Origin of the sequence: Nocardioides sp. GXQ0305, assembly GCF_050880345.1 — a bacterium.
Classification (GTDB): domain Bacteria; phylum Actinomycetota; class Actinomycetes; order Propionibacteriales; family Nocardioidaceae; genus Nocardioides.
On sequence record NZ_JBNYXG010000005.1, the window covers coordinates 273,268 to 284,923 of the forward strand.

The following is an 11,656-nucleotide window of genomic DNA, read 5'->3' on the forward strand; positions in this document are numbered from 1 at the left end:
CAGGCGCTGCAGAAACCTGCAATGCACAAAGGTGGGGAAGCCGTCCGCTCGCGCTCGCCGGACCCGGCCTGCACACTTGTGCAACAGGGAAGCACGGACGCCGTCCCCCACCCCTCGGCTTCCGGCTCCTCGCCGTGAGAACGGCCCTCAGCGGTCCGTGTGCTCGCCTCGTCCGGGGAAGATCTCGGGACTTCCCCGGAAGGTGAGCTCGCGGACCGCTGTGTCCGTCAGGGCGGTCACCGCCCACCGCCGGTCGGCCCCGCTGGTCTGGCCCACCAGCCAGGCGTACGTCGCCGTGCACGACTGCTCCACGTCCAGGGCCGCCCCGGTCACCTGGGCGGGGGTGTCCAGCGGCGAGGGGAGCTCGTAGGCGGCCTCGGCCGCCACCGGCTCGGCACCGTGGTCGCGCAACAGGGCCGTGAGCTGGTCACGGCGGGCGCGGTGCGAGGTGTAGGCAGCCGTCACGTCGGTGAAGAGCGTCGGCGTCGCCGAGGCCGACGTACGGGCTCCCAGCGTGCCGTACACGTGGAGGGCGGCGTGCTCGGCGGCCAGGGCCCGCTGCAGCGCGGTCACCGGGCTCATCGGTCCCTCCCCTCGGCGTCGGCGGCGAGCTGCTGGGCGACGGCGGCCGCCATGGATCCGAGCAGCGCGGCCAACGGACCACTGCGGGCCGAGACCGCGGCGCCGGCCAGGCTGCGCTGGAGGGCGGCCTCACGGCGGCGCACCTGGGCCTGCAGCTCCGGGACCGTGCCGCGCACCCGGAGCGGCTGTGCGCGGGCTGGCGCCTCGAGGGCCTCGAGGTGGGCGGCGTGCTGCACCCGCCACGGGGCGACCTCCGCCGCGAGCGGGCGGCGCGCCCGGGCGACCCCCGTGACCAGCGCCAGGGCGCCGCCCAGGTCGTCGACGACGCGCCGCACCAGCTCGGCATCGGGGTCCTCGGCGGACGCGGACTCCGCCGCGTCGGGCCCGGGCGTGGGATCCGTCGGCTCGTCAGCGGCCGGGTCCACCTCGCACCCGGCGGCAGCCGTGAGCCCGACCAGGGCGCCTCCGAGGAGCCCACGCCGGGAGGCGTGGGTCACGAGGCGTCGGGTCACGGCGCGACCCTATCGCCGGGGTGGCCCGCCCCGGACCAGCCGGTATCGTGGGCCACCTTCCAACTGCACAAGGAGGTCGCCCCCCGTGAGCACCGGCACACCCGACGCCATCCGTGACCGCATCGAGGCGGAGCTCACCGGACCCCTGAGTGCGCAGGGCCTCGACGTCGAGGCCGTCGAGATCACCCCGGTCGCGAAGCGCCGGATGCTGCGGGTCGCTGTCGACAAGGACGGCGGCGTCACCCTCGACGACGTCGCCGAGGCCACCCGTGAGGTCTCCCGCGTGCTCGACGAGTCCGACGTCATGGGCGAGCAGCCCTACACCCTCGAGGTGACCTCGCGCGGTGTCGACCGGCCGCTCACCCTCCCTCGCCACTGGCGGCGCAACGCCCAACGGCTGGTCAAGGTGACCCTCGCCTCCGGCGAGGTGCTCACGGGCCGCATCGTGGAGTGCGACGACACGGCCGCCCAGCTGGACGTCAGCGGACGGCGTCGCGCAGTCGGCTACGCCGAGGTGAAGAAGGCGATGGTCCAGATCGAGTTCAACCGTCCCGGCGCGAAGGAGGCCTGATGGACATCGACCTCAACATCCTGCGGATGCTCGAGCGTGAGAAGGAGATCTCCTTCGACGTGCTCGTGGAGGCCATCGAGCAGGCGCTGCTCACCGCCTACCACAAGACGCCGGGCGCCCGGGAGGAGGCGCGGGTCGAGCTCGACCGGCGCTCGGGGCACGTGACGGTGTGGGCGGCCGAGCTCGACGACGAGGGCACCCAGGTCGGGGAGTACGACGACACCCCGCAGGGCTTCGGCCGGATCGCCGCGACCACGGCGAAGCAGATCATGCTCCAGCGGCTCCGTGACGCCGAGGACGACATCAGGTTCGGCGAGTTCTCCGGCAAGGAGGGAGACATCATCTCCGGGGTGATCCAGCAGGGCCGCAACCCCGACGACGTGATGGTCGACCTCGGGAAGCTCGAGGCGCTGCTGCCCCTCGGTGAGCGGGTGCCGGGGGAGCGCTACGACCACGGCACCCGGATCAAGTGCATCGTGGTGTCGGTCCGCAAGGGCATGCGCGGTCCCCAGATCACCCTGTCCCGGTCCCACCCCAGCCTGGTCAAGAAGCTCTTCGCGCTCGAGGTGCCCGAGATCGCGGACGGCTCGGTCGAGATCGCCGCGATCGCCCGCGAGGCGGGCCACCGCACCAAGATCGCCGTGCGCTCGACGGTCTCGGGGGTCAACGCCAAGGGTGCCTGCATCGGGCCGATGGGGCAGCGGGTCCGCAACGTGATGTCGGAGCTGCACGGCGAGAAGATCGACATCGTCGACTGGTCCGACGACCCCGCCGAGATGGTCGCGCACGCGCTCTCGCCGGCCCAGGTGACCTCGGTCCAGGTCGTCTCCGAGGCCGAGCGCTCGGCCCGCGTGGTGGTGCCCGACTTCCAGCTCTCGCTGGCGATCGGCAAGGAGGGCCAGAACGCCCGGCTCGCAGCCCGGCTCACCGGCTGGCGGATCGACATCCGGTCGGATGACGAGACGACCACGGACGACTGAGGTGTGCCGGCCGTGCCGTGCGACCAGGAGGTCGGGCGCGGACTAAGTGTCGGCGGACTCGAGGGGCACAGGAAGATCTGCGGCGGCGCGGACGGCTAGCTCAGCGCGGTTGCGGGTGCTGGTCTTGGCGAGTGCGTTCGAGACATGGCGTTCGACGGTCTTGCGGGAGATGAAGAGCGCTTCAGCGATCTCGGGGTTGCTGGCCCCGGCCCGGATCATCTCCACGACGGCGCGTTCGCGCTCGGTCAGCTGGTCACCGTCGTCGGCCGGTCGCCTGCCCGGATGCCAGGTTCGTGCCCCGCACGCCCGGAGCAGCTGCAGGGCGCGCTGCCGCTCGGCGGTTGCGTGCATCTCGTGGGCGCTCTCGGCGGCGCGCCGGAGGACCGGCACCGCACGCGCGCGGTCGGTGTGGCTCAGGAGCAGCCCCAGGTCCAGGTCCGCCCAGACGCTCTCCAGCCCGGCGTGCATCGACCGGGCGAGCGTGCCTACCTGTGCCATCTGAGCAGCCGCCGCGTCGGCGTCCTCGGAGCCGAGGATCAACGCCCGCGCCCGATCTCGCCAGAGTCGGCTCTGCCCGTTCGCGGAGACGTGGGTGGCCTCCCAGCGCAGCAGTGCCTCGGATGCCGCCTCGCGGTGTCCGATGCGGGCGTATGCCTCGGCCATCCGGAGGTCGACCTCGGCTCGGCACCGATCGCAGCCGGCCCTGTCGGCGTCCTCACGTGCGGCCGCCATGCCGGCGACGACGTCGTCGTCACCCGAGGGATGGGCCAGTCGGGCCGACCACTGTGCGTGGGCCAGCCGAATGTGGAGCCGGGAGTGCGGGTGCGGTTCGGCGTGGATCAGGTCGATGAGGCGGTTGCGACCGGCCAACCACCCACGCAACGACACGTCGATCTCCGGTCCCAGCGCGTCCACCCATGGCGCTGAGAGCCAGCTCGGTACGACGACCGGGGCCCGGTCTGCCACCGCCGACAGCTCCTCGGCGGCAGCGCGGGCCTCCGTCAGCCGACCCAACGAGTACAGGGTGACCGCCAGGATGAAGCCTGACTCGAAGGCGATGGCCGGCAGCGGCTCGCGCACGGCGGCCAACCGCACGGCACGTGCCTCTCCTTCGGCCTCGAGGTACTGCCCGAGCAGCCGATGGGCGATCGCGGCATGCAGGGCGCTGCGCAGGCGATCCTCGCTGGCGAGCGCTGAGATGGCGATCCGTTCGGCCGTGCTCAGCATCAGGTCTGTCTTCTCGGTCCGCAGGGCGTAGTAGAACTGCGCATGCAGAGCGGACACCAGCGCGGCCCGTTCGTCCGGGCTCAGTTCCTGCTCCCCGCCCCGGAGGTCGACCAGGGTGCGGCTCAGGCGACCTGCACGTTGCATCGGTACTCGCGACTCGGCTCCGCTGGTCGCGGCGACCTCGGACGCGTGTGCCTCCCACTCGATGCGCGCGGCAAGGTCGAGCCCGGCCGGAGCCGGGTCGTGCAGCAGGGCTCGTGCATGGTCGGGATCGCCGCTGGCAAGTGCGCACTGGGAGGCCCGAAGCCGCGCCACTGCGCGTTCCGGGGAGGTGTTCGATTCCACCATGAGCGTCGTCCAGTACTGCAGGGCAAGGGCGGGATGGCCGATCTCGGATGCGAGCCGCGCCACCGCCCTCAGCAGGCTGCGCGCATCGTCCGGGTCCGCCGCGGACCGGGCGATCTCGGCGCACTCCTCGACGTCCTCCGGTCCGAGAAGCCGTCGATGCGGCGACCGCAGCAGCCGTCGGGTCAGCTCGACGCCGGACTGCCCCGCTGCCTGGCGGTGTACCAGGATCCGCCGCAGCCGCACGGTGTCCTCCCCGGCATCCGCGTCGAGGTGGGAGGCCACCGCGGCGTGCAGCTCACGCAGGAGCTCGGCGGACGTGCCGGACAGTACGGCGTCCCCGAACGCGTCGTGGGCCAGCCGCGAGGTGCCTCCGGATTCGATGACGAGCCCGAGGTCGACCACCGAACCGCGTGCCGTCGCACACCTGCCGGGCGTCCAGCCGAGCAGCTGAGCGATGGTCTCGATGTCGGCCGGTGAGGCCCACAGTGCCAGCACGGCCGCGTACCGCAGCGCATCCGGCGGCAGCTGGGCCAGTCGTGCCTGGACCAGCCTCGTGGTCTCCACCTCCGGGTCCTCGGCACGAGCGAGCTCGGTCAGCCAGAACGGAACGCCCCCGGCGCGCGCCACCAGCGCCGCCGCCGCCTCCTGGGCCAGGTCCGGGCGCAGGGAGGACACCAGCCGCAGGGCGTCGTCACGCCCGAGCGGTCTGAGCTCGAGGTCGCACATCCGCCCGGGATCGTCCAGGAGGCGCCGTACCGTCAGATCGAAGCCGTTGATCGCGGGCCCCGGCCGCGACGCCACCACCAGGCTGAGCGGGCGCCCGGCTGCCTCCGCGTCCCGCAGCAGGTAGTGGAGCAACGCCAGGCTCAGGCGATCCACCCAGTGCAGGTCGTCGACCAGCACGACGACCGGACCCGCGTCCGCGACACAGCGTCGGGTCGCCTCCAGGACCTGCACCGGCTCGAGCTGCCGGACCGGCTCCTCCAGGAGCTCGGACACCCTCGACCGCTCCCCATCGACCTCACCGAGCGTGCGCAGCATGGTGGCTACGCCGGCAAAGGGGACCATCCGCTCCCATTCGCACCCGTCGACGGTCAACACCAGGGAGGAACCCGCCAACCGCGGGATCGCGGCCAGGAGCCGGGACTTGCCGACCCCCATCTCTCCGCGAACCAGACCGACCGCGAGCCGCGACCTCGCATGGCTGCGGGAGATCAGGTCGCCGAGCCGGGCGAACTCCGTGTCCCGCCCGACAAACGGATGCGCGGACACGACCTCACGATACGCCCGTCCGCGGGGATGAGGGAGTTCACCGATGCTCGCCGCCCCTGCCGCCTCCTACGTTCGACGGGCCGGACAAGCCGGCAGCCGACCGAAGGAGATGGGAACCATGTACAGGAAACACCTCGTCGTCGCGACCCTCCCGCTGACAGCCCTTGCGCTGCTCGGCGGTGACGCCACCGCGAGCCCGACGCCTGCTGACTTCACGACGCCGACCGAGGCCGCTGCACCGGCCGAGCCCGCCACGCCGGCGGACTTCGGGACGCCCTCCGAGACCGCATCGCACCGCTCCCGGGACGCGACGTCTCTGCGATTCCTCGACGTCCGGGACCAGGTCTTCGAGCTCGACGTCGGCGACCCCGGTGCCAGCCCGGGTGACGTCGTGTTCTTCACCAATCGTCTGCGCACCCGCGACGACACCGCGAACGCCGGGCGGTTCGCCAGCAGCTGCACCCAGGTGCCCGGAGCGCTGTACCAGTGCCGAGGAACGCTCCTGCTCCCCGACTCCACGATCGAGCTCGGCACCACGACCGACCTCACCGCACCGATCACCGCATCGATCACCGGTGGCACGGGTGCCCACGAGGGGGCGTCCGGCCAGGTCCGCATCGTGCCCACGGGCGACCCGGACAGGTCCCGCCTCCAGGTCCACCTCCTTGGCCCGGCCGGATGAACCGCGGTACGAACGGGAGCGATCAGCGGGTCGCGCCTCGGCGGGCTTGGTGTCCGCCTCAGCGGCCCCCCAGCCGCCGTAGCGCGGCCTGCGCCGCGAAGTACCCGCTCATGCCGTGGACGCCGCCGCCAGGAGGGGTGGCGGAGGAGCACAGGAACAGCCGCCCGTCCGGCGTGGTGTAGGGGTTGGGGCGGATCGCGGGCCGGGTGAACAGCTGCCGCAGGTCCTGCACGCCGCCGTTGATGTCACCGCCCACGTAGTTGGCGTTCCCCTGTTCCATCTGGGGGGCGTTCCTCGTGGACCGGGACAGCACCAGGTCGCGGAAACCGGGCGCGAACCGCTCGACCTGCGCCTCGATCCGATCGGTCATGTCGACGTCGCTGCCGGCGGGGACGTGGCAGTAGGCCCAGCCGACGTGGCCGCCCGCCGGGGCCCGGCTGGGGTCGTGGACCGTGGGCTGGGTGAGCAGCACGAAGGGCCGCTCGGGGATCCGGCCCCGGTTGACGTCGTCCTCGGAGCGCAGCAGCTCCTCCAGGGTCGCGCCGAGGTGCACCGTCCCCGCGCGTCGCGCTCCCTCCGCCCGCCACGGGATCGGGCCGGACAGCGCCCAGTCGACCTTGAAGACGCCGGGCCCGTGACGGTACCGGCGCAGGGCGCGGCGGTAGGGGCGCGAGAACCGCTCACCCGCGATCGCCAGCAGCTGACGCGGGGCGACGTCGAGGAGCACCACCCCCGCCCCGTCGAGCTCCTCGATCCGCTCGACCCGGTGCCCGGTCACCACCTCGCCCCCCAGTGAGCGGAGGTAGGACGTCATCGCGTCGACCACGTGCTGCGACCCGCCCCTCGCGAACGGCCACCCGACGGCGTGCGCCGCGGTCATCAGCACCAGCCCGACGGCAGCGGTCGGTACCTGGTCCAGCCGCATCATCGAGTGAGCGGCGCTCCCCGCCAGCAGGGCCCGGGCGCCCGGGCCGTCGAACCGGGAACGCGCGAGCCCGGCGGCCGACCGTACACCGGCCAGGGCGAACCTCGCCATGGTGACCGGGTGACGCGGGACCCGGAGCGGCGCCAGCACCCCCGGCATCAGCTGGTCGGCATGCCGCACCAGGGGGCCGAGGAGCCGTCGGTACGCCCGTCCGTCCGGGTCCCCCAACCCGTCCGCCGTCTCCTCGACCGAGCGGTGCAGCAGCACCGCGGAGCCGTCGTCCAGCGGGTGGGCCAGCGGCACCTCGGGCTGCACCAGCTCGAGGCCGTGCTGCTCCAGCGGGAGGGCGCGCAACGCCGGCGAGGCGAGGGCGAGCGAGTGCACGGTCGAGCAGACGTCGTGGACGTAGCCCGGCAGGGTCAGCTCGGCCGAGCGCGAACCGCCGCCGAGCTGGTCGGCGGCCTCGACGACGGTGACCGACCGTCCCGCCAGCGCGAGCGTGATGGCGGCGCTGAGCCCGTTGGGTCCGGAGCCGACGACGACGGCGTCGCGGCCCCGGACCACGGGCCCCCGGTCAGCGGTCGGCACGCGAGCGTCGGAGGAACCCGGTCAGCGCCCGGAACGGAGCGGTCATGAGGTACAGCGTGGAGCGGATGGCGGCGGACTGCCAGATGTTGCTCCACCGCCTCCACTGCCGCTTCCTGTCCACGCAGACGACCGCGGTGTCGACGGTGGCATCGGGTGCTCCGAAGTGGGCGGCGAGCGCCCGCAGGGTCGAGTCCCAGAACGTGTCCTCCTGCCGGTGCCCGCCCAGCATCAGCCCCAGCTCGTAGAGCGGGTCCGAGCCCCGCATCAGCACCTGGGCCTGGGCGACGGTCTGGTCGTCCTGCTGGGCGGCGCTGAAGGTGATCCAGCCCGCGAACACCATGCCCTGCGGGGTCATCAGCGTGAACGACTCGTCGTCGGCGTACAGCACCATCACGCCGGTCGACAGCGTCAGCGGCCCCGCCAGGGTCCGCTCGATCAGCGCCACCTCACCCGGTGCGATGCCGGTGAGGGAGCTGTAGAACCGGTTGCCGGCCGGCCAGAAGTCGGGGAAGCGCTGCTTCCAGGTCGCCACCAGCTCGACCGGCGACACCCGGTCGGCCGGGATCCGGACCTGGTAGGTCTTCTGCCACATCTTGCCGAAGCCCTGGATGGGGCTGTTCAGGCGCCGGCCGGAGACGTTGATCCCGGTCGCGCCCGCAGGGACGGCGGAGACGTTCAGGCGCGAGACCGACTTCGCCCAGTACGCCACGTCCCGGGCGTCGGCCTGTTCCTGAGGGGCTCCCGGCGCTCCAGCCTGCTCGCCGTCCCGCTGGACCGGCTCGGTCACGTCTGCCACCACCTCGGGGTCACGGGCGCTCGCGCCGGAAGAGCCCGGCCATCGCGCGGAAGGGGGCGTTCAGCGTGTAGAGCGTGGAGCGGATCGCCGCCGAGTGCCAGATGTTGGTCCAGCGCTTCCACTGGCGCTTCTTGTCCACGCACACCACGGCCGTGTCGACCTCGGGGTCGGTGACCTCGTAGTGCGCGGCGACGTTGCGCAGCGTGGTGTCCCAGAACATGTCCTCCTGGCGGTGTCCTCCCAGGACCAGGCCCAGCTCGAAGATCGGGTCGGAGGCCCGCATCAGCACCTGGGCCTGGGCGACGGTCTGGTCGCCCTGGTCGGCGGCGCTGAAGGTGATCCAGCCCGCGAACACGTGCCCCTGCGGGGTCATCAGGGTGAACGACTCGTCGTCGGCGTACAGCACCATCACACCTGTCGACAGCCGGAGCTTGCCGGGCAGCGTGCCCTCGATCAGCGCGACCTCCCCGGGCGCGATCCCGGTGAGCGGCCCGTAGAAGTGGTTGCCGTCCGGCCAGAAGTCGGGGAACCGCTGCTTCCACATCGCGATCAGGTCGACCGCCGACGCCCGCTCGGCCGGGAGCCGCACCTGGTAGGTCTTCTGCCACATCTTGCCGAAGCCCTGGATCGGGCTGGCGAGCCTCTTCCCGGCCACGTTGATGCCGGTCGCGCCCTCGGGCACCTCCGAGACCTTCAGCTCCGTCACCGACTTCGCCCAGTGGGCGGCGTCGCGGGCGGCGCTCTGCTGGCTGCTCTCGCTCATCATGGTCTCCTAGAACACCGCTCGCAGAGCGGCGGGTTCGTCGTCGTGGATGCCGATCGCCTCGTCGAGGCGGGTCAGCTCGAAGATCTGCCGGTAGTGGTCGGACAGCCCGAACGCGTGCAGCTGCTGGGAGTGCCGTTGCGCCCGGACCAGCAGGGTGACCAGCAACCCGATCCCGCCGCTGTTCATGTAGGACAGGTCGCTGAAGTTGAGGACCACCGCAGTCGCGTCCCCGACCTCGTCGTAGGCGGCCATCAGGACGCCCTCGGAACCCGCGGTGACGTCGCCCTTGATGTCGACCACCCCCGCGGCGCCCTCGCGGCGTACGTCGAACGTGGCGTTTGCCTCGGTCATGTCGTGCTCCCCCCTGCGCCTCCGGCGCGGTTGTGATCTGCGCCTCCGGCGCGGTTGTGATCTGCGCCTCCGGCGCGGTTGTGATCTGCGCCCTGGACGGCGCTCTCCTCGTCGGCCTCGATCGCCATGAAGTCGGCGAGCCGCGTGATCTCGAAGATCTCCCGGTAGTGCGGGGTCAGGCCGTAGGCGCTGAGCGGGATCCCGCGCGCCCGGGCCTTCGCCAGCATCCCGACGATCAGGGCGATGCCGGTGGAGTTGATGTAGCCGGCGTCGTGGAAGTTCAGGGTCACGGCCGTCGGCGAGGAGGCCATGGCCTCGTTCCACGCGGTGTCGAGCGACGACTCCGCGTGGGAGTCGATGTCGCCCGCCAGGTCGATCACGGCCACGTCGGCTCGGGTCCGGACGGTCGTGCCGGTCGCGTCACTCGTCGTCATGGCTACCTCCCGGGGGTGCCTCGTCGGTGTCGGGCTGGAGATGCATCACCAGCTCCAGCACGTGCTCGTGCTGGTCACTGGACTCGTGGGCCTCGTCGACCATGTTCTTGATCAGGAACAGGCCCCACCCGCGGGGCCGCTGCAGTCCGGCGAGCTTGGCCTCCAGGTCGGGCTCCTCGGTGGCGCGGCCCGCCGGGGCGCCGCCCTGGTCGACGACCTGCACGCGGACCCGGTCGGCGTCGGTGAACACCCGGATGGTGACCGGCACGTCCGTGCGGTAGTGGTTGCCGTGCTCCATCGCGTTCATGGTGGCTTCGCCGACCGCAGTCTCGAGCCGCTTCAGCCGGGCCTCCTCGAGGCCCAGCGGCTCCACCAGGGCGCTGACCCGTTCGAGCGCGATCCGCTCGTTCCCCTCGGCACTCGGCACCTCGAACTCGACGAGCTGGCGGGACCCGTCGGCGAACCCGTGGCCGCCGGAGGTCACCGAGCGGCTCAGGGTGACCATGGTGATGTCGTCCTCCTGCTCCGCGTCGTCGCCGGTGTGCTCGCGGACGTCGGCCAGCACCCGGTCGATCAGCTCGTGGCCGCCCGGGTACTGCGCCACCGCCTCCTTCAGGCGGGGGAAGCCGAACATGTCGCCGGCCGGGCTGTGGGCCTCGACGACCCCGTCGGAGTGCAGCAGCAACGAGTCGCCCGGGGCGAGGACGATCTCCTTCTCCTCGTAGGTCATGCCGGTCATCAGGCCCAGCGGCATGCCGCGGGCGCGCAGCTCGATGGAGCCGTCGGCGGTCTTGACGTACGGGAGGTCGTGGCCGGCGTTCGCGAACCGGAAGCGGCCGGTCGTGGTGTCGAGGACGCCGTAGAGGCAGGTGACGAACATCTTCTCGGGCATGTCGGGGCACAGGTGCTCGTTGACCCGCTCGAGCACCTCCCCCGGGTCGATCATCCGCTGGACCGACGCGCGGAGCACGCTCCTGGTCGCGGCCATCACCAGCGCGGCCGGCACGCCCTTGTCGGTGACGTCACCGATGACGAAGCCGATGCGGTCTTGCGCGATCGGGATGACGTCGTAGAAGTCGCCTCCGACCTCGCGCGCCGGACGGTAGTACGCCGCCACCTGCCAGTCGGCCAGCTCGGGCAGCTGCTTGGGCAGGAAGTTCTGCTGGATCAGGCGCGCGACCTCGAGCTCCTGCTCGAACCGCTGCCGGGTGGCTGCTTCGGCCTGCTGCTCCCGCACCAGCTGCCCGACCCGCAGCGCCGGCGCGGCCTGGGCGGCGAGGTTGTCCAGCAGCTTGCGGTCGTCGGAGGAGTACTCCTGCTCGGAGCGGCGCGGGCCGAGGTTGAGCACCCCGATCAGCTCCCCCTGGCTGACCAGCGGCACGGCCAGCTTCACACCGGCCGCCTTCATCTGCTCCAGGGCCGGCGACTTCAGCTCCAGCTCCTCGACGTCGACCACGCCGCTGGCGCTCTGCAGGTAGGCCAGGAGCGGGTCGTTCGGCCCGATGTCGACCGGCGCGACGTCCGTGGAGGTGTCCGGCTCGGCCACGGCGTCGCGCGCCGCGGCGGGGCGGGAGCTCGCCCGGCCGAGGATCCGGCGTCGGAGTGCGGTCATGGTCGTCATG

Annotated in this window: 12 protein-coding genes; 3 read left to right on the top strand and 9 right to left on the bottom strand. The window is 72.2% G+C overall.

Annotated features, from left to right (window positions below; all coding sequences use genetic code 11):
• Nucleotides 1–147 precede the first annotated feature (147 nt).
• Nucleotides 148–582 carry a ferritin-like domain-containing protein gene (locus ACQ1X7_RS15040; RefSeq protein ID WP_432479025.1) on the bottom strand — a complete coding sequence of 145 codons (435 nt, stop codon included), beginning with the start codon at nt 580–582 and terminating at the stop codon, nt 148–150.
• The gene (locus tag ACQ1X7_RS15045) at nt 579–1,094 is read right to left on the bottom strand and encodes a hypothetical protein (protein WP_432479026.1); all 516 of its coding nucleotides are present in this window, start codon (nt 1,092–1,094) and stop codon (nt 579–581) included. Before ACQ1X7_RS15045 ends, ACQ1X7_RS15040 begins: the two co-directional genes overlap by 4 nt.
• 85 nt (nt 1,095–1,179) lie before the next feature.
• Here ACQ1X7_RS15045 and rimP point away from each other — a divergent pair, with 85 nt between their 5' ends.
• On the top strand, nt 1,180–1,665 hold the full coding sequence (gene rimP / locus ACQ1X7_RS15050; protein WP_432479027.1) for a ribosome maturation factor RimP: 486 nt from the start codon (nt 1,180–1,182) through the stop codon (nt 1,663–1,665).
• The gene (nusA, locus tag ACQ1X7_RS15055; protein ID WP_432479028.1) at nt 1,665–2,645 is read left to right on the top strand and encodes a transcription termination factor NusA; all 981 of its coding nucleotides are present in this window, start codon (nt 1,665–1,667) and stop codon (nt 2,643–2,645) included. Before rimP ends, nusA begins: the two co-directional genes overlap by 1 nt.
• 42 nt (nt 2,646–2,687) lie before the next feature.
• On the opposite strand, the gene ACQ1X7_RS15060 is transcribed toward nusA, so the two are convergent.
• Entirely contained in the window at nt 2,688–5,492 is a 2,805-nt protein-coding gene (locus tag ACQ1X7_RS15060; RefSeq protein ID WP_432479029.1) for an AAA family ATPase, read from the bottom strand.
• 118 nt (nt 5,493–5,610) lie between these two features.
• Here ACQ1X7_RS15060 and ACQ1X7_RS15065 point away from each other — a divergent pair, with 118 nt between their 5' ends.
• Complete coding sequence (locus ACQ1X7_RS15065; protein WP_432479030.1) at nt 5,611–6,174, top strand: hypothetical protein; 564 nt, start codon at nt 5,611–5,613, stop codon at nt 6,172–6,174.
• 58 nt (nt 6,175–6,232) lie between these two features.
• On the opposite strand, the gene ACQ1X7_RS15070 is transcribed toward ACQ1X7_RS15065, so the two are convergent.
• The 6 genes from ACQ1X7_RS15070 to ACQ1X7_RS15095 are packed head-to-tail and all read right to left on the bottom strand — an operon-like array spanning nt 6,233 to nt 11,646.
• A complete protein-coding gene (locus ACQ1X7_RS15070; RefSeq protein ID WP_432479031.1) occupies nt 6,233–7,687 on the bottom strand; it encodes a phytoene desaturase family protein in 1,455 nt (484 codons plus the stop codon).
• Nucleotides 7,674–8,474, bottom strand: a complete 801-nt coding sequence (locus ACQ1X7_RS15075; RefSeq protein WP_432479032.1) for a hypothetical protein — start codon at nt 8,472–8,474, stop codon at nt 7,674–7,676. Before ACQ1X7_RS15075 ends, ACQ1X7_RS15070 begins: the two co-directional genes overlap by 14 nt.
• A gap of 19 nt (nt 8,475–8,493) precedes the next feature.
• Entirely contained in the window at nt 8,494–9,246 is a 753-nt protein-coding gene (locus ACQ1X7_RS15080) for a hypothetical protein (protein ID WP_432479033.1), read from the bottom strand.
• A 9-nt stretch (nt 9,247–9,255) separates the two neighbouring features.
• The gene (locus tag ACQ1X7_RS15085; protein ID WP_432479034.1) at nt 9,256–9,600 is read right to left on the bottom strand and encodes an STAS domain-containing protein; all 345 of its coding nucleotides are present in this window, start codon (nt 9,598–9,600) and stop codon (nt 9,256–9,258) included.
• Nucleotides 9,597–10,034, bottom strand: a complete 438-nt coding sequence (locus ACQ1X7_RS15090; protein ID WP_432479035.1) for an STAS domain-containing protein — start codon at nt 10,032–10,034, stop codon at nt 9,597–9,599. The genes ACQ1X7_RS15085 and ACQ1X7_RS15090 overlap by 4 nt, the downstream gene beginning before the upstream one ends.
• Entirely contained in the window at nt 10,021–11,646 is a 1,626-nt protein-coding gene (locus ACQ1X7_RS15095; protein ID WP_432479036.1) for an ATP-binding SpoIIE family protein phosphatase, read from the bottom strand. The genes ACQ1X7_RS15090 and ACQ1X7_RS15095 overlap by 14 nt, the downstream gene beginning before the upstream one ends.
• Between the last annotated feature and the right edge of the window lie 10 nt (nt 11,647–11,656).